The organism is Neobacillus sp. DHD-1R (assembly GCF_057747995.1).
The window spans coordinates 4,174,939-4,200,092 of the sequence record NZ_CM173232.1; the positions used below are offsets into that span (position 1 = coordinate 4,174,939).

The 25,154-nt window shown below is 38.0% G+C and carries 20 protein-coding genes and 2 pseudogenes; 4 read left to right on the plus strand and 18 right to left on the minus strand.

What is annotated here, in order from left to right:
- Positions 1–283: 283 nt before the first annotated feature.
- The 11 genes from dmpG to AC3ANL_RS20700 all read right to left on the minus strand — a co-directional run bounded on the left by dmpG (position 284) and on the right by AC3ANL_RS20700 (position 11,903).
- Positions 284–1,312, minus strand: a complete 1,029-nt coding sequence (dmpG, locus tag AC3ANL_RS20650) for a 4-hydroxy-2-oxovalerate aldolase (protein WP_488326233.1) — start codon at positions 1,310–1,312, stop codon at positions 284–286.
- A 22-nt stretch (positions 1,313–1,334) separates the two neighbouring features.
- The gene (locus tag AC3ANL_RS20655; protein ID WP_488326234.1) at positions 1,335–2,222 is read right to left on the minus strand and encodes an acetaldehyde dehydrogenase (acetylating); all 888 of its coding nucleotides are present in this window, start codon (positions 2,220–2,222) and stop codon (positions 1,335–1,337) included.
- 48 nt (positions 2,223–2,270) lie between these two features.
- On the minus strand, positions 2,271–3,053 hold the full coding sequence (locus AC3ANL_RS20660) for an IclR family transcriptional regulator (protein ID WP_488326235.1): 783 nt from the start codon (positions 3,051–3,053) through the stop codon (positions 2,271–2,273).
- Between the two features lie 223 nt (positions 3,054–3,276).
- On the minus strand, positions 3,277–3,546 hold the full coding sequence (locus tag AC3ANL_RS20665; protein ID WP_488326236.1) for an iron-sulfur cluster biosynthesis: 270 nt from the start codon (positions 3,544–3,546) through the stop codon (positions 3,277–3,279).
- 130 nt (positions 3,547–3,676) lie between these two features.
- Positions 3,677–6,067 (minus strand): polyprenyl synthetase family protein, encoded by a 2,391-nt coding sequence (locus AC3ANL_RS20670; protein ID WP_488326237.1) that lies wholly within the window; start codon positions 6,065–6,067, stop codon positions 3,677–3,679.
- A 179-nt stretch (positions 6,068–6,246) separates the two neighbouring features.
- Positions 6,247–7,716 (minus strand): protein adenylyltransferase SelO, encoded by a 1,470-nt coding sequence (locus AC3ANL_RS20675; RefSeq protein WP_488326238.1) that lies wholly within the window; start codon positions 7,714–7,716, stop codon positions 6,247–6,249.
- A 261-nt stretch (positions 7,717–7,977) separates the two neighbouring features.
- Complete coding sequence (locus AC3ANL_RS20680; RefSeq protein WP_488326239.1) at positions 7,978–8,130, minus strand: DUF1540 domain-containing protein; 153 nt, start codon at positions 8,128–8,130, stop codon at positions 7,978–7,980.
- 171 nt (positions 8,131–8,301) lie between these two features.
- On the minus strand, positions 8,302–8,808 hold the full coding sequence (locus tag AC3ANL_RS20685) for a YehS family protein (RefSeq protein ID WP_488326240.1): 507 nt from the start codon (positions 8,806–8,808) through the stop codon (positions 8,302–8,304).
- A 130-nt stretch (positions 8,809–8,938) separates the two neighbouring features.
- A complete protein-coding gene (locus AC3ANL_RS20690; protein ID WP_488326241.1) occupies positions 8,939–9,646 on the minus strand; it encodes a M48 family metallopeptidase in 708 nt (235 codons plus the stop codon).
- Between the two features lie 111 nt (positions 9,647–9,757).
- Positions 9,758–10,942: a C40 family peptidase gene (locus AC3ANL_RS20695; RefSeq protein WP_488326242.1), complete on the minus strand. Its 1,185-nt coding sequence runs from the start codon at positions 10,940–10,942 to the stop codon at positions 9,758–9,760.
- 310 nt (positions 10,943–11,252) lie between these two features.
- Complete coding sequence (locus AC3ANL_RS20700) at positions 11,253–11,903, minus strand: acetate uptake transporter (protein ID WP_488326243.1); 651 nt, start codon at positions 11,901–11,903, stop codon at positions 11,253–11,255.
- Positions 11,904–12,456: 553 nt separating this feature from the next.
- On the opposite strand from AC3ANL_RS20700, the gene AC3ANL_RS20705 reads away from it, so the two are divergent.
- Positions 12,457–14,226 carry a PhoX family protein gene (locus AC3ANL_RS20705; RefSeq protein WP_488326244.1) on the plus strand — a complete coding sequence of 590 codons (1,770 nt, stop codon included), beginning with the start codon at positions 12,457–12,459 and terminating at the stop codon, positions 14,224–14,226.
- Between the two features lie 228 nt (positions 14,227–14,454).
- Here the strand turns inward: AC3ANL_RS20705 and AC3ANL_RS20710 are convergent, their stop codons facing one another.
- From AC3ANL_RS20710 to AC3ANL_RS20720, 3 genes are all read right to left on the minus strand, one after another.
- A complete protein-coding gene (locus tag AC3ANL_RS20710; protein ID WP_488329789.1) occupies positions 14,455–14,607 on the minus strand; it encodes a hypothetical protein in 153 nt (50 codons plus the stop codon).
- 301 nt (positions 14,608–14,908) lie between these two features.
- Complete coding sequence (locus AC3ANL_RS20715; RefSeq protein WP_488329790.1) at positions 14,909–15,244, minus strand: DarT ssDNA thymidine ADP-ribosyltransferase family protein; 336 nt, start codon at positions 15,242–15,244, stop codon at positions 14,909–14,911.
- Positions 15,245–15,557: 313 nt separating this feature from the next.
- The gene (locus AC3ANL_RS20720) at positions 15,558–17,264 is read right to left on the minus strand and encodes a DUF6119 family protein (RefSeq protein ID WP_488326245.1); all 1,707 of its coding nucleotides are present in this window, start codon (positions 17,262–17,264) and stop codon (positions 15,558–15,560) included.
- A gap of 315 nt (positions 17,265–17,579) precedes the next feature.
- On the opposite strand from AC3ANL_RS20720, the gene AC3ANL_RS20725 reads away from it, so the two are divergent.
- Together AC3ANL_RS20725 and AC3ANL_RS20730 are read left to right on the plus strand one after the other, a co-directional pair.
- Positions 17,580–17,735 carry a hypothetical protein gene (locus AC3ANL_RS20725; protein WP_488326246.1) on the plus strand — a complete coding sequence of 52 codons (156 nt, stop codon included), beginning with the start codon at positions 17,580–17,582 and terminating at the stop codon, positions 17,733–17,735.
- 658 nt (positions 17,736–18,393) lie between these two features.
- Positions 18,394–19,518, plus strand: a complete 1,125-nt coding sequence (locus tag AC3ANL_RS20730) for an alpha-helical endospore appendage domain-containing protein (protein ID WP_488326247.1) — start codon at positions 18,394–18,396, stop codon at positions 19,516–19,518.
- Positions 19,519–19,772: 254 nt separating this feature from the next.
- Here AC3ANL_RS20730 and AC3ANL_RS20735 read toward each other — a convergent pair.
- Positions 19,773–19,955 (minus strand): annotated as a pseudogene (locus AC3ANL_RS20735) (hypothetical protein); the annotation flags it as partial.
- A 352-nt stretch (positions 19,956–20,307) separates the two neighbouring features.
- On the opposite strand from AC3ANL_RS20735, the pseudogene AC3ANL_RS20740 reads away from it, so the two are divergent.
- Positions 20,308–21,657: pseudogene (locus AC3ANL_RS20740) on the plus strand (IS3 family transposase).
- Positions 21,658–21,697: 40 nt separating this feature from the next.
- On the opposite strand, the gene rlmD reads toward AC3ANL_RS20740, so the two are convergent.
- From rlmD to AC3ANL_RS20755, 3 genes are all read right to left on the minus strand, one after another.
- Positions 21,698–23,089, minus strand: coding sequence for a 23S rRNA (uracil(1939)-C(5))-methyltransferase RlmD (gene rlmD / locus AC3ANL_RS20745; RefSeq protein WP_488326248.1), 1,392 nt, complete (start codon positions 23,087–23,089; stop codon positions 21,698–21,700).
- 103 nt (positions 23,090–23,192) lie between these two features.
- A complete protein-coding gene (gene pdaA, locus AC3ANL_RS20750; RefSeq protein WP_488329791.1) occupies positions 23,193–23,933 on the minus strand; it encodes a delta-lactam-biosynthetic de-N-acetylase in 741 nt (246 codons plus the stop codon).
- 321 nt (positions 23,934–24,254) lie between these two features.
- Entirely contained in the window at positions 24,255–24,986 is a 732-nt protein-coding gene (locus AC3ANL_RS20755; protein ID WP_488326249.1) for a nuclease-related domain-containing protein, read from the minus strand.
- Positions 24,987–25,154 lie beyond the last annotated feature (168 nt).

Sequence of the window (25,154 nt, forward strand, 5' to 3'; positions counted from 1 at the left end):
AGTTCTCCTCTATTTTTTATGACTTTTCTTTATGACTGAAGAGATTATTAACAATAAATAAGGTAGTAGAACTCCATTTCTATCAAAAATGGATAAAGAGCAAGTTATTTATCGGTAGACATAAAACGCTTACAATAAAGTCCCAGTTGAAAAATCAAAAATTGAAATATAATTGCTAATAATATGGAGATGAAAGAGAAAAACACTCATTTCCTCTTCCATCTATTTTTCCTTAAGAAATATGAAACTAATAAACTACTTGTGGTTCCAGAAAAACTTTCGTTTAGCCTAAAACAACTTGATTCTTGTTTTTCGCAATTTCAGCTGCCACTTCAACGATCATGTCTTCTTGACCGCCAACTACTTTTCGTTTTCCTAATTCGATTAAGATATCACGTGAATCCACACCGAATTTTGCTGCAGCCCGTTTAGCATGAAGGGCAAAGCTTGAGTAAACACCTGCATATCCAAGGGTTAAACTATCTTTTGTAATTTCTTGCGGCACTTGTAAAATCGGAGCAACAATATCTTCTGCCAAGTCCATCATTTTATATAAATCTACCCCAGTTTTAATGCCCATTCGTTCACAAACTGCAACAAGTACCTCTGTTTGGGTATTACCTGCTCCAGCTCCTAAACAGCGGACACTGCCGTCGATTCGAGTAGCACCTTCTTCAATGGCAGCAAGCGTGTTTGCCATTGCAAGCGATAAATTGTTATGACCATGGAAGCCTACATTAACGCCTAAAGATTGTTTCAATGCACGAATCCGTTCACGCACTTGATCAGGAAGTAAGTAACCTGCAGAGTCAACAACGTATACAGTATCTGCTCCATAGCTTTCCATTAGCTTTGCTTGTTCAACTAATTTGTTGACTGGAGCCATATGATTCATCATTAAAAATCCAACTGTTTCCATTCCTAATTCTTTTGCATAGGCAATATGCTGTGGAGCTACGTCAGCTTCTGTAACATGTGTAGCGATCCGAGCCATTTTTGCTCCTAAATTAGCTGCTTCTTTTAATTCATGTAAAGTGCCAATACCAGGCAATAGAAGCACGGCAATTTTTGACTTATCTGCAACAGATACGGCTGCTTCAATTAATTCCATTTCATTTGTCCGTGATAGTCCATATTGTAAGGATGACCCAGCTAAACCGTCTCCATGTGATACTTCAATATAAGGAACATTTGCCTCATTTAATGCTTTTGCCACTTTTAGTACTTGATCTACAGTAAATTGATGGTTAATTGCATGGCTTCCATCTCGCAATGCAACCTCTGTGATAAGAATATCTCTTTCATTTGTCATTTTATTTTCCCCTTTCTACAGTTCAAACTGTTTCTTTCGTTAATAGTGTTTTCGCAAACGCTTCGGCTATTTTTACACCGGCTGATGTCATGATATCAAGGTTTCCTGCATAGATCGGCAAGTAATCACCCGCACCTTCCACCTCAAGGAAGATGGTAACTTTATTTCCATCGAAAATAGGTTCTGTCCGAACGCGGTAACCTGGCACATAGGATTGAACAACCTGTTCCATTTCAGCTATCGACTGTCTAATGGCTGCTTCATCCATTTTTCCTTCTTCTACTAGCGTATAAACGGTATCACGCATCATGATTGGCGGTTCAGCAGGGTTTAAGATCATAATCGCTTTTCCTTTTTTAGCTCCGCCAACCACTTCAATCGCACGTGAAGTCGTTTCCGTAAATTCATCAATATTGGCACGTGTTCCAGGCCCTGCACTCAAGCTTGCAATCGTAGCAACAATTTCTGCATACTCAACAGGTGCTACCCGGTTTACGGCATGAACCATTGGAATAGTTGCCTGACCACCACATGTTATTAGATTGATATTATCTTTATCTAAATGGTCTTCAATATTTACGGCTGCACACACATAAGGTCCCACTGCAGCTGGAGTCATATCAATTACTTTTATACCTGCTTCTTTTAACACTTTTGCATTGTAGAGATGTGCTTTTGCAGACGTTGCATCAAAAACAATATCTGCTTCTAAGGTTGGATCTGCTAAAAAGCCATCGATCCCCGTATCAACACCTGCATAACCTAATTCTCTGGCACGGCGTAAGCCGTCTGATTGCGGGTCAATCCCAATCACAGCAGTCAACTCTAACAATTCAGAGCGTCCCAGTTTAATCATTAAATCTGTACCAATGTTCCCTGAGCCAAGGACAGCAACTTTTACTTTTGACAAAATAATTCTCCTCCTAAATAAATAATTTTTTTCCTTCTATACTTGCTTCTAAGAGATGTTATTGTGTTTATCTTTAAATCCTAAACAACTTGAAATCTCGGCTGCCGCTCTTTTTATTCCCGCTATTACTTTAGGGAGCCGGATTTCATCCAACCTCATTTTAGGTGCAGCGCAACTTATTGAAGCGATTACATTTCCTTGATGATTAAAGATTGGCGCAGCCACACATTTAAGTCCTAACTCGATTTCCTCATCGTCAACCGCATAGCCTTTTTCCCGAATGAATGGTAACTGATTTTTGATATCCTCAATATTTGTCATCGTATACTCTGTAAACGATTCCAATATATTCGATGATAAAATTCTGTTTGCCTCATTTTCGTTTAAATGGGCAAGTATAGCCTTTCCAACTCCTGTGCTATGAAAAGGAGCTCTTTTTCCAATGTGCGAATAAATGGTAAGTGCACTCGGTCCTTCTACTTTCTCAATGTAAATAAGTTCATCACGCTGTAACGTAACTAAGTGAACGGTTTCATTTAATTCATCCACTAAATCCTTAATAATGGGTTTTGCAATTTTCCCGATATCAAGGTGCTTGCCCACAAAATTGCCAAGTTCAAAAAGTTTGATCCCTAGCTTATACTTCAAATCTTCGGGATTTTGCTGGAGATAGCCTCTATGTTCTAAAGTCTTGATAATACCGTGGACCGTGCTTTTAGATAATTCCAGCCTCTCACTAATCTCTTTGATACTTAGCTCCGGCTTAGTCACTAAAAATAATTCTAGTACATCAGCTGCTCTTTCAATTGATTGAATTAAACGTTCTGTCACAACCATCCTCCTTTTTGTTCGGCATTGTCGAACGTCGTTCGCAATTTTACAAGGACACTATTATAGTAACCTGTGGTCTTATTTATGTCAATAATCTAAAAACAGAAACTTTACAATTAAATCAAAAATTTTCCATGTGCTATTTAGTGTTTACTTTTTTCAATGAAAATAAAAAAGAGCCTCTTCCATAGGAAGTCAGGCTCTTGATCAATCCGTAACACAATTAAATTATTTCAAATTGTTTAAAACCAGTGGGATCTGGTATAAAGTCTAATGTTTTATGATTAAAATAATGGCACTCGCCGTTGTCAATAATGAAATACAACTCATCCATAATAATCTCTGTGTCATTAGGCTGAATCGATTCATCCATTGTCACCTTCACTTTCATAAAACAACTTTTACGCATTTGCAACCGAATATATCGATTTATATCTGCTAATTCCAGCCTATTTTGTAATTCTATTTTTGCTGCTTCCGAAACAATAAACACGTTATCATCCCCGTTCGTTAATGAATATATTCTTTAAAAATAAACACTATACAAGCTTATGCGCATTATACCACGATACCTGGGGGATAATAGCGTTTTTTCCATTTGATTAGGTCAATTACAACTAATTTTAAAGGTCGCGGTTAACGATATAATTCATTAAATGTTTCAGAAAAGTGGTTTTGCGCGGCACTTCTTGCAACGCTTCCAGGGCAAGACAATAATGATCCCACATTGCTTTTTTGGCGCCAGCAGCGCCTAGAATTGACATAAATGTGGCTTTGTTGTTTTCCGCATCTTTTCCAATCGGTTTTCCAAGTAACGTTAGGTCTCCCTCGACATCAAGGAGATCATCCTTAATCTGAAACGCGATGCCAGCATGATAGGCGAATTTTTTCAAAGCTTTCATTTCTAATTCATTTGCTTGAGCAAGAATGGCCGGCATGATCAATGAAGCTTCAAATGCCATCCCGGTTTTATAAAAGCACATCATATTCAATTGTTCCAGTTTCAATTGTTTCCCTGTGGAGTCTAAGTCCATCGCCTGTCCAATGCACATATCCGCTGTCATTTGGGCCGAATAGCGAATCAAGGTAAGGACCGTTTTCGAATCGAACTGGTCCAAAGACGCTTGTTCCTCCATTGCCTTTTGGGTCAGAAAGAGACCGGTTAATTCAGCTACGGCAATGTTATAAACCTCATGCAGGGTTGGCCGCCCCCTCCGGATGGGTGAATTATCTTGGGAAGGCAGATCATCAAAGATTAGAGAAGCCGTATGCATATATTCCAACGATCGTAAAAGTGGCGCAATTGCTGCACTTTTTAATCCATATTCCTTAACACCCATAATCCAAGTTATAATAGGCCTCAATCGTTTTCCATCGCCTTCTAAACTGTAATTTGCAGCACCAATGATTGGCCCGGTCAACTGGGAATCATCCTTAATTTCAGTGATATAAAGGATGTCGTTGATGTGATTGCGTACGGTTTCAATCGTATTTAAAAAGTCTTCCTGTTCCTTCCGCTCCTTTTTTAGAATGGTAATGATATGATCTCGAAGCAGTTTATCAAAGAAATCTACATCATCCGCTTTTCGGACCATCTCTTGGATCACTAGATTAAATTTAGGAATCCCAGCAGTAAATAGGTCCATTATTTCGGTGTATTTCTTGGTTCCCATTCGTACTTTGAATCGTTTTAGACCGTTTATTGCCCGGTCTAAAATCACCTCACAGGTCTTGGGATCTGAGTGATATACGGTATGGATTAAATTTGAGATGACTGCCCAATATAATTCAAAGGGGTTTAACAGATCTAAACGCTTGTCATGATATTTCATATAGTAGGTAAAGGGTGTTACCGCACCGTCTTTCATGTCATCAAACATATCGGCAAAATCATCAGCAAGCTGATTGTAGATGCCATAAAAGAATGACCGATTATCAAATTCTTCATCCTCTGGGGCACTTAGGACGGAACGGACAATTAATCGGGAAGAGGAGGATTTTAAAATGATTGGTATGTAAAGTTCTTCATTGCTGTAATTTGGATTGGTTAAATCCTTTACACGGTCCACTTCCTGGGAATGATAAAACACATAGGATTGTTCAAAAAATTTATGGCTTGTCTCCGGCCGCTGATGGGCTTTAATATACTCAAAAGCCTCTCGTAATTCCGAATGAATAAATTTGATTAAGTCCTTGTTTTTTCCAGTCCACTCACCCAATTTTGGCACTAATCCCGTGATAATGGTTGTACGAATCAAATCAGAATATTGCTGTTCCTCTTTTTCCGATAGGACTTGGGCATCTAAAAGATCATCTATAAAGGGATAGGTCAAACCATAGGAATAACCTAGTCTGATAGCTTTATCCAGTCTCTGTGTCCGTTCTTCTACCGAAAGCTCATCGCCCATCTCTTCTACCTCGTGCATGATTACCCCAGCAATGATCTTAATAAGTTTTCGCTGGGCATGCTCAGCATCCATCCCATTTGGAATATGGTCGGATACATTCTTAAGTTTTTTTATCACCCAGATCATTGTGGTTTCAATGCCTTCCTTCTGGGCAAGCCGGTACAACCCCGCCATACTAAACGATTCCGCTTTGTCACCACGGTTGGATGTAGATTGAGTCAGATGACCTTTTAAACGATCTACTACACGACGAACCCTAGTTTGTGTATGGGTCGAGTCCAAGGCTTTCCCTAGATCGCGCATAAAAATATATGAGATGCTCCGCTCCAGATAATTGTCGAGTTTTCCCGTGTAATTCAGCCATTTAATATAATTGTAATAGTCTTTGGAATCCGGCTTTCCCTTTCTTCGTGAAAAGATAGACAACAATGAAGGATGATGAATGTGGTTGTGCTTCCATAACTGGAAATCCTTTGTTAGGGCAGAAACATAGGTTTTTTGCATAACCTGCATCTTAAGTGATGTAAAGTACTGTGCAGCCCTCTGCTCGGCCAATTGGTAATGTGCATCGGCATTATTTAGTAACTCCTCATTCATACGGTACATTCCCTCTACTTAATGTTTTCTTGTATAATCAAACATTTTTCTGTAAAGCTATTAAAATATATTTAAATATAGTACTAAAAAGGTACCTTTATAACCAGAAAGGATAGTATTATTTTTAAAATAAGTAAAAAAAATCTGTAAATCCTAAGGGTTTACAGATTTTTTTTCGAACATTTTTATCATGTACCGCAAAATGTTCGATAAGGATTTGTTGAAGGTGCAGGTAGTATGGAGTATTCAGCTTGTTCGGGAGTATGCTCGAATGGTTTTGAAAGAACATCTAGAAGTTTCTCCATCACACTATAATTTTCTTCTTTTACTGCCGCATCTAATGCAGCTTCTACCCGATGGTTCCTTGGGATTACCGCTGGATTACTGTTCCGCATTAACTGCTGCGAAGAAGCTAGCGATTCCTGCTGCCTGCTGCGCCTTTCCTGCCATAACTCATGCCACTTAGTAAATTCGGCATTCTCAAACAAGTTCGTATCCTCATATCGATCAAAAGTTAAGGCGCGGAACGTATTCGTATAGTCTGCTTGGTACTTCTGCATTAAACTGAGGAGGTCTTTAATTAGAGATCCATCCTGTTCCTCTTCGTTAAATAGCCCCAGCTTTGCTCTCATTCCTGCAAGCCAATTCTTTTCAAACAACTCAGAAAAACCCGATAACGCTTCCTCGGCGAGTGAAACAGCCTTTTCCTGATTCTCATCCAACAGTGCCAATAGAGTTTCAGCAAATCGAGCAAGATTCCACACAGCCATATATGGCTGATTGCCATAGGCATAGCGGCCTTGAGTGTCTATCGAACTAAAGACTGTGGCCGGGTCATAGGTATCCATAAAGGCACAAGGACCATAATCAATGGATTCACCGCTAATAGTCATGTTATCGGTGTTCATCACCCCGTGGATAAAGCCAACCATCTGCCATTTGGCAATCAGTGCGGCCTGACGCTTAATCACTTCCTTAAGCAGCGAAAGATAGCGATTCTTATCAGCTTCAATGTCTGAATAATGCCGCTTTATTGTATAGTCAGCCAGTGCCTGCAGTTCTTCAACGGTACCCCATTTTGCAGCATATTGAAACGTACCGACGCGTATATGACTGGCGGCCGCACGTGTCAGAATCGCACCGGGCAGGTAGGTCTCACGGATGATCTCTTCCCCTGTTGCTACCACAGCAAGACTGCGAGTGGTTGGAATTCCAAGCGAATACATGGCCTCGCTAATAATATATTCACGCAGCATCGGTCCAAGGGCAGCTCGGCCGTCACCCCCTCGAGAGTATGGTGTTCTACCGGAACCTTTAAGTTGAATATCAACCCGTTCACCTGTTGGAGTAATCTGTTCACCAAGCAAAATAGCCCTGCCGTCCCCTAACATGGTAAAATGCCCAAATTGATGTCCAGCATATGCTTGAGCAAGAGGCGAAGCACCTTCAGGAAGCTTGTTTCCAGCAAATACCTCTACGCCTTCTTCACTTTTTAAAGTTTCAGCGTTCAACCCTAGGCTTGCAGCCAACGAATTATTGAAAATGATTAACTTCGGTGAGCGTACAGGGGTAGGATTCTGGCTGGAATAAAATGATTTAGGAAGACGTGCATAACTATTATCTAAGTTCCAGTCTGGCTCTTTATTTTCCATTGTCATTCTTTCTCCTTCCCTTTAATTGAATTTTCGTTTCCTTTTAAAAAAGTTTTTCTAATGGATTGTTCTTATAATCCGAAAAAATATCCTTCCATCCACTATACAACAGCATGCAAATGAAATAAAAACAATTGGCATCTTTCCATTTCAAATCTATAGTTAATGTCTACTTCTGCTAATTTATTATACTTTTGGTTTGAGCCTAAATTAAAAACTGGACGAGCGATAAGCCCGTCCAGTTAATATAATGCGATTTAGAATTTATTAGCGTTTTTCAAAGGTTTTACAAGCCGTTTCCTCAACATCCTCAGCTTCTCTGCCATGAAGGCCAATCACATAAATAGACTCAGCAATACATTGGTCACCTTCAGCCCAATACTTACAATTTTCAACATTGCATTTTACTTCCAATTTCATGAACTGCCACCTCCTAAAAAAGTTTATATTACTCAATACCCTGTACAGAGATTAGATAAACTTTCTGGGAATGAAGTGAACTTGAAAGACATGGAAAACTGCCAATTTTATTAAATAAAGCATGCCATTGTCAACCACCAATTAATTATATGTCTGAATCATTTTACAAACTTAACCCCTATATTTAATAGCTAATCCTTTTAAGAAATTCCGAGCGTATTTATCACCGCACTCTTTATAATTCTTATGTCCTTCTTTTCTTAATAAAGCACTTAACTCTCCTTTTGTAACAATGATTCCTGCATTTTCGAATATATCTAACATATCCTCACTTGTTAATGCTAATGCAATTTTTACTTTCTTTAAAAGGAGATTATTAACATTTGCCGTTTTCTTTAAAGTTGGTTCCGGCGTATCAAGTTGTCCTGGTTTTGGATCTTGTTTTCCTCTTTTAAAAATAATCAGCCCATTTAAAAATGACTCCAACATACTATTATTGCATTTTATATTCTCTTCGTTATCCATTTCATCATCGTAATCGTCATTTGATTTTGTGAGTATCTTGAGCACTTCTGCTTTAGTATATTCCATGCCGCCTTGTTTAAATATCTCTACCATTTCTACATTTTTTAAATCGAGAGCATATCTTAATCGAATTAAAATATCATTATTATCCAATCTAAAAACCTCCTATAACCTTGTTGACTATTGCCCATTAAAAAAATACCTTAAGGGCTTAATTGTATTAGAGTATACTATACCGTCTTTCGTTTCAACAAAAGCGAGTATTAAACATCTGATTGCCATATTAAACTGTCATTTTCCAGCTTGATAAAGCCAGCCAGTTCTCCCTTTGCTCATAATCAGGGAGAATTTTACCAACCAGCCGCCAAAAGGAACGATCATGATTCAGATGGACCATATGGCACATCTCATGAACGACGACATAGTCGATTACCTCAAGTGGCGCCATCGCAAGCTTCCAATTGAATGTTAATCGATTCTTAGAATCACAGGTTCCCCAATTACTGTTGTTATCCGAGATTCGAATCGACTGGGGTTTTACTTTAAAATTACTTTGATAAGTTTGAATTCTTTTTTCTACTAACGATTTACACTGCTGATAATAAAATCGTTTCAAGGCTTGCTTTATTTTTTCATCTTCAAGTTGTTTCACATTTATTTGTAACGTATTCTTTTTAAAAACAACATGATCTTGATTGATCGATCCATCCTGAAAGACCTCTATAGGATATTCGTTTCCTAAATACAGAAAACGCTCATCTTGGTCATAGCTCTTCACCTTTGGCCCAAGAGCTCTTTCCCTCATTTCTGATGATTTTTGCTGAATCCACTCCCACTTTTCCTCTATTAATTGAAAGATTAGTTCATCAGATGTCCCTTTAGGTGCTTGAACTTCAACATTTCCATAAAGATCTATATAAATGCCCATGGATGTACGCTTTTTATAAAGGATCTCAAAACGAATTGTCTGACCTAAATATGTGTGTATCATTAAATCACCTAGAGTATTTATTATTAGTTTTCAACGAAAAAAACTAGAGTAGGAATAAAAATCCCACTCTAGCCTTCCACAGTGTCTTTTTATATTAAGTTAACATTGATCTTAATGCAATACTCTGGCAGCACTAGAAAATTTAGCTGGATTATAAGCAGCAATTTTTACCACATCGCCCGTTTGTGGAGCGTGAATGTATTGCCCGCCTCCAATATAAATACCGACATGATAGGCAGGATTCCCCCTGAATACTAAATCGCCTGGTTGTACTTGACTCGGAGAAATTCTAGTTCCAACATTTTGCTGATCACGTGACACCCTTGGAAGGTTAATGCCGACGGAACGGAACACATACGAAGTGAAACCTGAACAATCAAATCCGCTTGGCGTTGAACCGCCCCAAACGTAAGGAACGCCCAAAAATTGTTTAGCATATGAAATGACTGCACTTGCCGTTGCTGCGTTAGTTGGATTGACAGCAGCGACCGACGGGATTGATCTTGATGCCTTGGTTACTGAAGGCTGCTGTTGAGACTTTGGCTGAGCTTGTTGCTGAACTTGTTGTTGGGCTTGCTGCTGAGCTAATTCAGTCTGTCTGGCTAATTCGGCTTGTTGCGCTAATTCGGCTTGACGCTGAGCCTCTTGCTGGGCCTCTTGTTGAGCTTGCTGGTTTTGTAATGTATCTTTCGCAGTTGCTAATTCTTTTTCAACTTCTTTTTTATCTTCTTCAATCTTTTTTTGTTCAAAAGCTAATTCATCTTGGCTCTTTTTTAATTGATCGATTTCAGTTTGTAATTTTTCTTCTGATGCTTCTAACGCTTGTTTTTTCTCATTTAAACCATTCAGTAAGTCTGTGTCGCTTTCCATAATATTCGAAATTGCAGTAAAACGATTTAAAAACTCTGAAATATTATCTGACGATAGCAAAAGTTCTGCGTAAGTAGCAATTGATATTTTTCCCTCTAACTGAATGCTCTTTAGTCGTTCAGAATAAACCTCTTTGTGAGCCTCTAATGACTTTTTGGATTCTTCAATTTCAGCCTCTGTTGCTGAGATTTTTCCTTGTTGTATTTTTATAGAATCATTTAATTTTTGACTTTTTTCCATTGCTAAGCTGATTCGATTGTCTAATTGTTGGACCTTTGTTTCAAATTCATTGATTTGTTCTTTAGTAGTATCGATTTGTCCTTGTGTTACTGTTGATTCTACTGGACTTGCATATGTAGGTGTTACTTGAATCATAGTGGCTAGGATCGCAGCCGAAACCGTATATGTAAATATTTTTTTTATCATTACTAATCTCCCTTTATACCTATCATTGAATTCCAATTCCCTACTATATTACTAGTTTATATTCCAAATTGCCTAAAAACAATGGCACAATCGATAATGTAATATAAATGTAATTTTATGTAGAAAAATCTGACACAAAGTCGATTCCTATCTCAACTTGTAGAAACATAGATGAAATCCTAATAATAAAATGAAAAAAGAAACAGGAGATGATCCTGTTTCTGCTGATTAAGATGTTATGATGTTTACCGAATTTCGAGATGTTTTTAGTGATCCCGGACGATTCTTCTGCTTTCTCAACTTTTATCCTTTAAGCAATTGCTTTTCTTTTTTCTTTTTCATTTTGATTTTTGAATATGCCAAATGGTTTACCTACTGGTAAAACAACTTGCCCAAAATGTGTGTTTAAAACAGAGGCAGCAGAACCATAAAATGATAGTAAAGCAACTAGCAATTCAGAGATTGCTGCGAGCATATGTGAAAATTCATACATAATATCAAATGAACTTAGGGATAATCCGATAAATAAGAAATCAATTAGCACGAAAATAAAAAACAGTACTTTATGGGTTTCCATTGCACCGACCGTCATAAATAGGCTAAAGATTAAGTAACCGACGAATGCGACACCTAGCTGTTTAGAATCTGCGTTAGCATGGACCGCTTCACCTAAAGCACCTAATTGTATCAACCATGTTGTTCCGACACCGAACCAAAATAATCCAAATGCTCCAAATGCCGTTGTTCCAAATACATTATTATGTTTAGAATCTAGAAAACTTGCAATTAATTGTGCAAGACCACCTAAAAAGAAAGCCCATGGCAGGATTAAAGCCGTGCCTTCTGTCAGTCCTAATTTTTGTGATGATGCTACCAGTGTAACCATTGCTAAACCAAACAGCCCAAGTGCAGATGGATCAGCTGAAATGATTTTTACTGAGGTATGATTTTGTTTATTCATATGATGCCTAATTCCTCCTTAGTAATATAACTTACTAAAGATACAGAAAATCGGTGGTTTTGTCTATATTAAATGTATTATCGAAAGTGAAAAAGCCACCTATTTAGGTGGCTTTCGAGATGGGTTTTCAACTATGACTATCCTCCCTCAATAAAAAAAGCAATCCGATTACTTCAGTTTTCTTAGATTTTCATAATATTTTTCTTTATAAAAGAATATTTACTCAAAAAAAATAATCACATTTACCTACATAAAGGAACAATTCGTGTTAAACGTCCTGGGCAGTCAATTATTTATCCATTTCAGAAAAAAAGAGTCTAAGCCAGTAAAATCAAAGCATTTATACAAAATTACACTGGCAAAGAAGCAAATGGAACGAAATCCAAGTAGGCAACATCTATGAAAAGGCATATTGAATTAGAAAACAAATCAATGATACTTTTTTACCAAAAATCTTTATTTATATTTTACATTACTAGAATGTTCTATTAATATTCCTTCGCTATCATTAGGTGGTGTTATAATCTATCAAGTTATTCGGAGGTACCATTTAATGAAAAAGAGCAAAGTAATCGTTCCAATATTAAGCGCAGCCATTCTCTTCCCTTCAGCTGTAAATGTCCATGCTGACGCATATAAGCCGCTCCCGGTAAAATCAGTGGAATTTGTAGGTATGGAAGCTCCTGATACGGATGCAGAACGTTCCTCTATGTATAGTGAGGCATCAGCAATTGTTACATTGAATGATGGTTCTCAAAAAATTGTACCTTTAGAATATCATTCCTTAGCCCGCCCTGGCGATGTCATTAACGGCAAAGTTGTCGGTGCCGCTTATGATGTAAATGGGAATATCATAAAAGATAAAGATGGAAATCCAATTGTTTCTACAGCACCTGATGCGAATTCGCTTCTTAGTGTAAACGGAAAAAGCGAAAAATTATATATGGTTAACCACTTTGAAAGTATGCCTGAAAAAGGCCTTGGAAATATGCCAAAAGCATTGTACTTAAATACTGTCGTACAGGATAAGAAAACAGGTGAACTGAAAATTACGGATATCAATCCGATTGATTTTTCTGCAGATGGAGGAATTTGGACCCCATGTGCTGGTGTCTTATCTCCTTGGAATACGCATTTAGGCAGTGAAGAATACGAGCCGAATGCCCGTGCACACGAAGCAGATCCTGAAAACTCTGATGTAACGGAATTCGCTCGCAATTATTATCAGGATCCTGCTGCAGTGGGCAATCCATACCTTTATGGTCATACGACAGAAGTAAAAGTACATCCAAACGGGGAAACAAAAGCAGTCAAACACTACAGCATGGGACGCTTATCCTTTGAAAATGTAACAGTAGCACCAGATAACCGGACCGTTTACTTTGGCGATGACGGAGGCTATACGATGTCCTTCATGTACATTGCAGACAAAGCAAAAGATTTATCTGCCGGTACCTTGTATGCGGCAAAATGGAATCAAACGAGCGATAAAAATGGCGGTTCTGCTGATATCGAATGGATTAAATTAGGGCATGCCACAGATGCAGAAATAAAGGAATTGGCTGAACGCTTAACATTCAGTGATATTTTTGAAACAACAACAGATGCGGCATATGGAAAAGCGAATGGATTTACAGAAATTAAGACGAATTCTAATGGCGGTAAGACCACGGAATGGCTGAAAGTAAAACCAGGTATGGAAAAAGCAGCTGCGTTCTTGGAATCCCGCCGCTACGGTGCTATCCTTGGAGCGACTTCCGAGTTCAATAAGATGGAAACATTGACTTTTAACAAGGCTGATAACAAAATCTATATGTCCATGTCCAATATTGAAAAAGGCATGACCAAAAATGCCAATGACCCAGTAGATGATATTCAATTACCACAGCTTAAAGCTGGTGCGGTTTATGAAATGAACCTGGCAAAGGGTCAAAAAGACCGTAATGGCCACTCAATTGACAGTGATTATGTAGTAACCGGCATGTCTGGCTTAGTGCTTGGAGAAGATCTTCCAACTCCAGATGCGGATGGGAACACAGCTGCTGTAGACAAAATCGCCAACCCGGACAACCTTACTTACTCTGAAGAGTTAGGAACCTTATTCATTGCCGAAGACAGCGGCATGCATACAAATAACTTTGGATGGGCTTATAATGTCGATACCAAGAAACTCTCCCGGATCATTTCTGCACCAGACGGCGGAGAAGTCACTGGAATTCAAGCCATTGATAATTTAAATGGCAAGTCCTATTTGATGGTTGGCTCACAAAATCCTGGAAACATTGGTTATATTGATTTATCCTCTTTGAATTCTAAAAAGTAACCTTTTTAAAGAGCCTGTCACCACCTCAATTTTGTCGATTATCTCGACTGAATACGGGAGTGACAGGCTCTATTTATTTTAAAACTATTTTCGCGACAGCTTCAACATGCGCAGAGTGTATGTGGCAACACATGGGGTGCTGGTGAGTTTACATTCGTCTCTTAGGATAAATTATAATTTCATATTTCATGCCATTAATTTAAAAATCTGGTCGTGTTTTTAACACATCTATATATTTCCATTTGTAATTTTGAAGTAAGATTCTGAACTGCTTGTTGAATATCCTAACAATGTTTGTATGACGTTAAATGGAATACCTTCTTCCATCAAAATTGTAGTAAAGGTTTCTCTGATAGTCTTTGGAGTAATTTTTCTTGATATATGAGCCCTTTTCGCGGAATTCTTATAGTGTTCACCTCCTAAAAAAGAGCATAAAAAATAGCACCCCCATGTGAGATGCTACGAAATTTTTGGTATTTAGCTATGAATAGTACGGGATTGGCTAAGCGTGTACCCCATTAACGTTTTTTCAATGATATCCGTTTCGAATAACTTTTCAATTCCATTGATGTATAGCCTTCGAGTTTACAGTATTAACCAGAGCTTCAGCTGAAAAACTTAACAAATCACCGGTTGTATAAATAATCACGTTTTCACCTCACTTTCTTTTATAAGGTTATTCTTAAAGCCATGGTCCTATATTTATATAGGGTGGATTCTGGCTTATCCCTTTAGCTTTTAGTTTTTCTTCAACGATTTTTCGTGTTTCTTCACTCTTTACATAAATACTTTGAAATACCTTTGGTGGAACAATAAGATTTGTGAGACACTCTGCCATTTTCACACTCTTTGTATAGCGATCTTCTGTACCTAGTGTGTGAATCGTATCCCAATCAATGGCATCAAAGCCTTCATCGTACTCATATAATTGGTATGTCTCTTCATTATTTAGGGGGTGTCGCGGCAGTATATTAAATTTATTATACTTAGCATTTTCCCTTGAAATGCAAATATAAATGACGTATCAAAATCCCTCGACCATCATAAACACTCTCTCTATTTTCATTCTTAACTGCCCGGTCCAGTGCCATAATCAAGGCAATCACACCATCGATACGTTCTGGGGAGACATAGGGCCGGTTCTTGCATATCATTCGGGAGTCGAAATATCATTTCAATTAGTGAAATTCTCACTGCTAAAAGAGCCTTATCCGCCAAAGGATAAGGCTCTCCTATTTATGCAAGAACAATCTTCGCAACAGCTTCGCAGTGTGTTGAGTGAATGTGGCAACACAAGAGATGTTTGGTGAGTTTACTTTGTAACAAACAACTTATTTAACATAATTAATTCGAATAACAGGTCTATACCCTAATAGCCTTACTTCTTTTTTCCATTGATCTATTTTATTTTTTAAAATGAGCATATCTAGATGATTTAGATCAGGCTTACCTGCAGTTAAAGGAAGTTTAGTTCTTCTGTCTAGAATTATCCATAATCCAATTTCTTTTATTTCAAGTTCATTTTCCGACATTTTGTGTTTATATATTTTTAATGTCAGTAAAGATTGGTCAACCACATAACTGAGCTTTCCGGAGGAATTCCCAATCTTTACAGCAAAGAATGTTCCATCCTTATACAAATCCATTTCCTCTACGGTAGCTGTACCAACTCTTGTAAAATCGCGATCATAATTTATGAATCCAAATTTTTCCTCCAAATTAATATTGAAGTATTTTTCACTGTAGTACTTTTTTTTCAGTTTTTCTTTTATTTTTTCATCCTCTAAACCCTGGTATATTTCTTCACCCTTTTCCAAAGCAAATTTGCTTTCAATAAATTTTTTGTGTTCATCTTTGTCAAAATCGTACTCGGGGTTATAAATGGTCTCAATCTCATTTATTGAATCTGCTAGGTAATTCAAATAATCATCATTAAATTTAAACCACTGGCCTTTGGATAAAAGACACCGTTCTTCATCGTCAGTATAATCAATTAAATCCTTTATTGTATCAGTTCTTACTGAATTTCCGTTTTGAAAACTAACTACCTTAATATCTAAAATATTTTCATTTAAGTCAAACTGGTTTTCAACTGCAAATTTTTGAAGTTCTTCTTGGGTAAGCGTTTCAATCATTTTCTGCTTATTTTTAAAAGAAATCCTGTAAGTATTATCATTATGATTGAATGTTTCATTTGTCCCAATAATGTCTATTTCAGAAAAGTTAACTGTATATGTTTCTCCCTTGATTGCCGCTTGAAGTTTCTTATCCAGTTTATCAATTAGATCATCCTCAACAACTTTACTAAAAACAGGGATTTTGACCTGGTCAGGATAATTCAACATTACGTTTTCAATAAACATTATTAAATCTACAATGTTTTCTGAAGAGTTATGACCAATGTTGAACTTAATTGAATTTCCAACCTCAATACCTTCTTTAAATAACGAAAAGTGTTCTTCAAGTTGAACTTTCGCTTTAATTTTGGTAAATGATTCACCGCTATCAAATTCAAAATCATTATAATTAACATAAGTATTTATTGATTTATTCTTTTGGGAATTGGGGGTGGTCAAAGCTGTTGTTTTAACTTCTTTGTAATTTAATTTTCGCGCAAAGTTAAAGGCAAAGTTCCTATCACAATACTTGTCTACTAAAAAATATGCAAATCCAAAAGTAACACTATAGAAATCATCATTATGCCGGATTAATAAAACTGCTTTTGGATTTGGTAATGTAGTTTTTGTTTCATGATTAAATTCGTTAAGTAACCAGTTCCAACTTATTTCTTTTTGTTCTTGAGGTGAAGATATATATAAAGTTAAATTAAAAATTTCTCTAACTAATTCTGGTTTTACCTTGTCTCCGTCCAACCCTTCATTTACTTCAAGTTTCTCTTCCATTAACTCCTCCAGTTGACTATTCTTCACTTCCCTTTCAATCCGAATCGTGCCTAGTTCCTGGAGTTTTTCAGCTAGTTCCCGTACAAGCTCAACTCTTTTACTTTCTGCAATTTTATATATATTTACTTGACCCATGATTCATCCCCCATTTAATACAGCCCACAATTTACAACATATTATAACAATTTTTTCCAATTTTTTCAGAAAATTTGGTATAAATTAGAAAACATTTTCTTTTTTTCCACAGTAATATATTCCCTCTGTTAAATGTTGCACTATATTCCCTAAAAGGTTGTATTAACGATAGAGTTAAATCCCCAAAAGGGTCAGAGCCGCTACCTCTGTCAAAATGCTGTCGTTAGGTAGTTTCGACATGAAAAAACTATGAAAAGAATATGGAGCGTGGGAAATCCTTATATCACGTTAAATAAGAGGTGGTGAGCTGAGCCGATGCAGAAAATCAGCGTAGTAATCATTAGACAAGGTCTTTTGCTGCTGTTTTCAGACCGAATTACTAGACTTAGAGGAACGGGAGCGGGAACGGCTTCTTGCAGTAACGGTTCGGATGGAGTTTCGATTGGTCAAGGCCAATGGTACTTGTCATGAAGTAAGTGGGCGAAACACTTACGCTAGTAATAGCAGTGGCAAGTTGAAGAAATTCAGGTATTAAACAGCAGCATCAGCGGTTCCCAAGCTTTGCACTAAAGTATATTGTCCCTTGATAAAATACCACCTCCTCTGTCCTAGAACCCTGTTGTTCTAGAGACAGGGGTGGGTATTTTTCATAGCAAAAGCCCGCATTACCTAAAAGTATATATGTATCCGGTCAAAACTCATACATACGTTAGTTCCGGTAGACAAAGCAGGATGCTTGTAGATAATCAAATTCATTTAGCTGCCAGTTAATACCATCCAACTACATATTCAATGCCTACAGTTTAACTTTAGAACATCTTCCACAGCTTCCTGTTATTAGTTTCGCGGTATGTACTGGAGAATACCTCTTAAGAATGGCGAAAGGTTTCATAGTGTTCGTATTCTTCAACAAAAGCACCCGTTACTTTAAGTGAAAACCTTCACAATATGGAACAAATAAAAATCTCCGCTTTCTCATAGGGAATTTTTTGCTTTTATCCTGTAAATGAATACTTCTCCACCTTTTCATTATTTTCTCTTAAACAGGGACAAGCGTACTGTCCACATGATATTACATTGAGTAAATTATAAAGAACCTAAATAAAATCTTTAAGGAGTTGATTTAATATTGTCTAATCCCAACATACCGAATATAACGCCTACCATTTCGCTTAGCATTGCCCAAACTGTTCCATTACTTTTAAGCTCAATTGCCCTTGAGGAGTTAGCTCTCGCTCACCTATTGAACTCAGAAGCAGAGAAACTTCAATTAGTTCTTGGCACATTAACCCCTACAAGAACCACATTTTCTCCTGCCACTGTTTCGTTGTCCAACCTTCTTGCTGTTGACGCAAGTGTTCAAAGAACCCTTCGTGACGTCATCAAGAAGGAAATGCTGCTGGAGTTCAAATTTGAAAATGTGCTCGATCTCATTCCATTTGCAGTACCGCCGTTTTCGCCGGTAACATTCACATTTGCTTTTACAGGAGCACTTCAATCTGTTGTTGTTCCGTCAGGTGCTACTTCTGCTAGAATACTTGCTATCGGTGCGGCAGGTGGTGGTGCAACTCCGGCTACACGCGGTAACGGGGCTTCTATAATGGGGGATTTTCTCGTAACTCCAGGTGATACACTATCCGTACTAGTAGGAGGCATGGGAACTACAGGTACTAGTACAGGCGGTGGTGGCGGCGGTTCCTTTGTAGGTACGGGAACTGGCTTTACAGCTTTTTCTCCAGGGACCCTGCTGGTCGCTGCTGGAGGCGGCGGTGGTACCGGTGCTACTACTGGCGGAGTAAATGCAAATGCAACCTCACCAAACGGTACAAGCGGCAATCCGGGTGGCGCGGGAGGAATTGCAGGAAATGGAGGTGCTGCCGGTACTCCTCCGGGTGCCAGCGGCGGCGGAGGCGGTGCTGGTGTTAACCCTGCTCCGGCCGGAAATGGCGGATCTGCTAACGGAACCCCAGGTGGCGGCGGAGGAATGTCTATTACTACCGGCACACCTCCTGCAGCAGGCGGCGCTGGTGGCACTCAAGGCGGCAATACCGGCGGGAACGGAGGTTTCGGCGGCGGCGGCGGCGGCGGAGCTACATCTGGCGGTGGCGGCGGCGGCGGTTTTAGCGGCGGCGGCGGCGGCGGCAGCACTGGCGGCGGCGGTGGCGGCGGCGGTTCATTTAACGGCGGCACGAACCAGGTTAATACTGCTGGTGTCGGCACAGGTAATGGATCCGTTGTCATTACTTTTTCTTAGAATCTAGTTAGTCAGATTTAACGTTTATCAAGGTGTTAATATTTTTAGTGGAGGATATTGGATTCAAAATTAGTATTAAAGAAGAGCGCAATGAAGTGGTAAACCATTTTGAATCCAATTTTGTCATTAATCAACATTTCAGAATAGAACAGAACTAAATCATCATTATCCCCAAGAATCCTTGGGGATTTTGGTTTGTCTCTTGATTCTTAATTATAGTTTCTGCCCAAAATAAACTTTTTGTTTCCAAAAAATTATTTTGTTACAAAAAACGTTGATTTGGCTACGAATGATGTCATGGGATTTCTTCGCATCAATTCCTTCGTCGAAATGGCAATTATTTTCGAAACAAGAAGTTCTCCTTGCGTTTGTAACCTTAGTTTTCCTTGAGGATAAACAAAAAGCAATAAAAGTTGCAAATATATCTTGATTAAGAAAAAGAATAGCCCTCTTGGTAAGTCAGTTACAGTAAATCCGAATTGCTTTGTTCCTCGATGGTTTTACAAACCCCGTATAAGCCTTTAATATCTTCATATTTCGGATGATTAAGGCATTAAAAATTGGTCCATATGGTCCAATTAATAAGCTAAAAGAAGTTCTGAACTTAAACAAGTTAACGCCGACACTCCTTCATTCATTGGTTGAGAAGATTACTTGTAATCAGAATGGTACTGTCCATATTCAATACAGCTTTGTTAATCCGTTACAAGACACATAAAAGGCAACACCCAAGCGGTGAAGTGCACCCGAATTGTTAGACACACTCTAACAATTCGAGGTGCATTTTTTATGGTGAAATTTACACCACAAGGAAAAATAAATGCAGTAAAAAAATATTTAAATGGTAATGAAGGAAGTAGAACCGTTGCTGAGTCTATTGGTGTTAATTCTGGAGTATTCCATAACTGGATTAAACAATTTGAATACTTTGGTGAAGAAGCTTTTGAAAAACGCTATACATCCTACCCTGCACAGTATAAACTGGACGTACTCAATTATATGAATGAACAAGGGACGTCTATTAGGGAAACAGCAGCGATTTTTAATATTCCATCTCCTGAAACAATTCGAAAATGGAAAATGGCTTTTGAGACTGAAGGATTGGATGCGCTACAATTAAAGAAAAAGGGGCGTCCATCATTGAAAAATGAGAATCAAAAATCATCAAAAAAGCAAGTACCAGCTGAAGGGTCAATTGAAGCACTTCAAACGGAGTTAGAACGTTTACGGATGGAGAATGCGTATTTAAAAAAGTTGAATGCCTTAGTTCAAAACAAGGAAAAATCACCAAACAAGACAAAGCACAAGTAGTCTATGAATTAAGGCTAGAATTTCCGGTGAAAGCACTTCTTCAGCTCGCAGGCATTCCGCGTAGCACCTATTATTATTGGGTTAAAAACTTTGGTCGTCCTGATCCAGATGCAGATGATTCAAGCAATTTATGATGAACATGAAGGCCGGTATGGTTACCGCCGTATTCGTGATGAACTTAGAAATCGTGGACACAAAGTAAATCACAAAAAAGTACAGCGTATCATGAATGAACTAGGATTAAAAAGTATTGTTCGAATGAAGAAATATCGCTCTTACAAAGGAACAATTGGTAAGTCTGCTCCAAATATTTTAGATCGTAATTTCCAGGCAGATAAACCAAATGAGAAGTGGGTTACGGATATTACGGAGTTTAAATTATTTGGAGAAAAGCTATATTTATCACCGATGTTGGATTTATTTAATGGGGAAATCATCACGTATACGATCGGTTCAAGACCCACGTATTCACTAGTTTCAACGATGCTAGATCAAGCTTTTGAACGTTTAACAGAAGAGGATACACTTCTTATACATTCTGATCAAGGCTGGCATTATCAAATGAAACAATACCGTCATGCCCTCCGTAATCGAAGCATTATAAAAAGTATGTCACGAAAAGGGAACTGTTACGATAACGCAGTGATGGAAAATTTCTTTGGCATTATGAAATCAGAATTTCTTTATCTAAAAGAATTTGAAAGTGTGGAACACTTTAAGCAAGAATTAGAAAAATATATAGAATACGATAACCACAAACGAATCAAGGCAAAATTAAAAGGCCTGAGCCCGGTACAATACCGAGTTCAGGCCCAACAAGCCGCCTAATAAAATAACCTGTCTAACTTTACGGGGTCACTTCAGCGGGTTAGTTGCCTTTCTTTAAAATGAGTTGCGAGATACACTCCACATGTGCCGTATGCGGGAACATGTCCACCGGTTGAATATATTTCACATCATATTTTGCACTTAACGTTTGAATATCTTTTGCCAAGGTAGATGGGTTGCATGACACATAAATTAGTTTTTGTGGCTGAACTTGTAAAATCGTTTGGATTAGTTGACCATCAAGCCCTGTTCTTGGCGGGTCGACGACAATTACGTCTGGTTTCCAGCCTTTTTTCACCCATTTTGGTAAAACTTCTTCGGCTTTTCCCGGAACATATTTCGTATTGGTGAATCCATGGCGTTTGGCGTTTTTCTTAGCATCATCAATGGATTCCGGGATGACGTCCATACCACGAACTTCTGCTGCCTGGTCCGCGAGCCATAACCCGATTGTTCCCACACCGCAATAGGCATCGACTACTTTTTCTGTTCCGGTTAGATTAGCCGCGTTTTTCACTTCATTATAAAGCTTTATGGTTTGCGTCGGGTTTAACTGAAAGAAGGTCCGTGCGGAAAGTTCGAATTGCAGATCTCCCAACGTTTCTTGGATAAATTCTTCTCCTGCCAATGGGAGGGTCTCATCTCCAAAAATTAACGAAGTTTTTTGCCCGTTAATATTTTGCATGACTGATTTTACATTTGGCAGCCTTTTTTGAATTTCCTCTATGATACGCTCCTGTTTAGGAAGCTCTTTTTGCGATGTAATCAATACCACTTGCAACTCACCTGTTTGGATTCCCACTCGGCTTACAATTGTCCGAACGATTCCTTTTCGTGATTTTTCATTATAAATTGGAATCCTGAGTTCTTCTAAAATTTGTTTAACCACAGCGGTTGCCTCATTCGTTAGAGAATGCTGCACGACACACTGGTCAATATTGATTAATTGATGAGAATTTAAGCCATATAGGCCCGCCAGTACTTTGCCATCTTTTTGACCGACTTGAAAACTGCTCTTGTTTCGATAGCCCCATGGATCTTCCATGCCAATCGTTGTCCGAATATCCAGCTTGTTAATTGCAAGTTTTGTATGACGTTCAAGTGATTGAATGATAATGTCACGTTTTTCACTGAGCTGTTGATCGTATTGTAAGTGCTGAAGCTGACACCCACCACATTGGTCGTAAACAGGACAAAGCGGCTGAACACGATGTGGCGATTTAATACGAATCTTTTTTATTTTGGCTTCGGCAAATTTGGGATTAATTTTCGTTGCCTCTACGACTACTTCTTCTCCTGGCAAAGCTCCAGGCACAAAGACAACCTGCTTTTTAAAATAGCCTACACCTTCCCCATTAATACCAAGTCTTTTTATCGTTAAAGGAAATGTTTGATTTAGTTGGATTTTGATTCCTTGTTCAGTTGTTTTCATTTTGTTCACTCCATCTTTTTCTTCAAGCAATGAGTTCTGTGTTCGTATTATAGCATGTTCCAATGAAAAAAGCCGAATCTTGAAGAATCCGGCTTTGCATCTATTACTTTTTCTTTGGGAACTCATCAAGGCTTTTAAATTTGTAGCCCTTCTTTTTCAAATCCTGGATGGCTTTTTCTAAGGCATCTGCGTTATCTTTGGATACGGAATGAAGCAGAAGTACACAGCCAGGATGGATTTGCTTCATGATATTGTCATATGAATATTGCCAGCCTTTTTGCTGGTTAACATTCCAATCGACGAAAGCGAGCGACCAGAAAACATGTGTAAAGCCCTCTTCTTTCGCGATTTGCATGGTCCTTTCACTAAACACTCCGCGGGGTGGACGTAAATACTTCATTTTCTTTTGACCAGTTACCTCTGTTGCTTTGTTTTTAACCTTTTGAAGCTCTTCGCGAATTTTCGCATCTCCTGTGACCGTAAAATCCGGATGACTCCAGGAATGATTGCCTAGGATATGGCCTTCTTTTACCATTTGTTTCGCCAGTTCAGGCTGTGAATTTAAAAAATGCCCCGTCACAAAAAAGGTCGCGGGTACCTTTTCCTTTTTTAAGACCTCAAGAATTTTTGGAGTATAGCCATTTTCATAGCCGCTATCAAAGGTCACATATAAATTTTTTGAATTGGGATCACCTTTGTAAAAAGCTCCATATTTTTCGAGAAGTTGATCATACTGTGCCCCGGCTTCCGGCGGGATTTCATTTGCTGCTTTTTTGAATCCCCAATGGATAGGCTGATTGGAGACAGCTGCATAGGTAATATTGGGCACTAGTAATAAGATCATTGTAAAGATGCTTATTAAGCGTTTCATCCATGTTCCCCCTGTTTTAGTTTTTTTTAGTGTTTGTTAAATGAGGGGAAACATAATTAGTATTTAAAGGAAATCCTTTGGCTGATGATAGACACGATTTTTGGTGGTACCTGTATAAGGAAAGTTTAATAAGGATAAGAAATAGGTGGTGGATCGTGAGGAGGGAAGGTGAAGGAATGTACGTAATTCCCCATTAGTAAACGAGGAATCCATTATTAAAAAATAATCTTTTATTGCATTTATGTATGCATCTTTTGAAACACATTGACAGGTTGGGCAGATCCAATTTTTTCTCTAATACCTCATTGGAATCATCTGACAATTGGGACATTCGACACCCGTGATAATCAGAGATTTTTCAATTCTAAACTTATTACAAATATCGACGTCTAATGGAGTATGATTTTTTAAGAGGATTTTTTTAACTTTTTCGATTGTTTTTTTATCTAGGAAATCTTTTTTATAACGGTAAAATCCGTCTATATTTCTCAATAAGTCTCCAGCGCGGCAAATCTTTTTTTCTGCTTCTTTATAATCAGGACTAATACTCACTTCAGTAGATGATTTCGTTATAACAACAAGAGAGTCGATTGGCAGTAGCGGTATTTTGTTTTTTTCAAGAAAATACTTTAACAATAGGTTATGGCGATGGGCCTGTAAGACGGGATTATCATATATTTTTCTCTTGTCTAAATACTCCTGAATCATTTGATTTCTATCGATAGAAAGTTTTCCAGAGTGGTTTTTTCCATCTAACATAAGAATTCCTTTTGAGGAAAGCAGCAGAGCATCAATTTGAAAATATCCATCTCCATATGGAAGGCGCAGATCGTGGAAGATATAAAACCTTTGGGATGGTAATTGACTTAAATAAAAATTGATTTGCCTTTCCCCATTAAATCCAGACCGTAAATTTTTAATAAATGGCTTTAGATCCAGCAGATTAGGATGATCTTTTGGTGTTCGTTTCTCCACTGCCTCGGCTTTGAGTAAAATAATTGGAACAGTAAGGTTTTTTACGAACAAAATGAATTCCTCCTTTCATAATTAATATTGATTTTCGGTAATTTACAGCAAATTCCTTTAAAATGTATTTGAAATATTTATGAATTTTAAGTAATTGAAAGATATTCTACAAATTGAGAGGGGAATTCTACAAAAATTTCTAGTTATTCTACAAATATAAGCTTAGAT

Coding starts and splice junctions, on each gene's coding strand:
- rlmD (WP_488326248.1), bottom strand. CDS start 23,089: ATGAAAACAACTGAACAAGGAATCAAAATCCAACTAAATCAAACATTT.
- dmpG (WP_488326233.1), bottom strand. CDS start 1,312: ATGACAAATGAAAGAGATATTCTTATCACAGAGGTTGCATTGCGAGAT.
- AC3ANL_RS20695 (WP_488326242.1), bottom strand. CDS start 10,942: ATGATAAAAAAAATATTTACATATACGGTTTCGGCTGCGATCCTAGCC.
- AC3ANL_RS20680 (WP_488326239.1), bottom strand. CDS start 8,130: ATGAAATTGGAAGTAAAATGCAATGTTGAAAATTGTAAGTATTGGGCT.
- pdaA (WP_488329791.1), bottom strand. CDS start 23,933: ATGATCTTATTACTAGTGCCCAATATTACCTATGCAGCTGTCTCCAAT.
- AC3ANL_RS20690 (WP_488326241.1), bottom strand. CDS start 9,646: ATGATACACACATATTTAGGTCAGACAATTCGTTTTGAGATCCTTTAT.
- AC3ANL_RS20675 (WP_488326238.1), bottom strand. CDS start 7,716: ATGACAATGGAAAATAAAGAGCCAGACTGGAACTTAGATAATAGTTAT.
- AC3ANL_RS20700 (WP_488326243.1), bottom strand. CDS start 11,903: ATGAATAAACAAAATCATACCTCAGTAAAAATCATTTCAGCTGATCCA.
- AC3ANL_RS20725 (WP_488326246.1), top strand. CDS start 17,580: ATGCAGAAAATCAGCGTAGTAATCATTAGACAAGGTCTTTTGCTGCTG.
- AC3ANL_RS20705 (WP_488326244.1), top strand. CDS start 12,457: ATGAAAAAGAGCAAAGTAATCGTTCCAATATTAAGCGCAGCCATTCTC.
- AC3ANL_RS20720 (WP_488326245.1), bottom strand. CDS start 17,264: ATGGGTCAAGTAAATATATATAAAATTGCAGAAAGTAAAAGAGTTGAG.
- AC3ANL_RS20670 (WP_488326237.1), bottom strand. CDS start 6,067: ATGTACCGTATGAATGAGGAGTTACTAAATAATGCCGATGCACATTAC.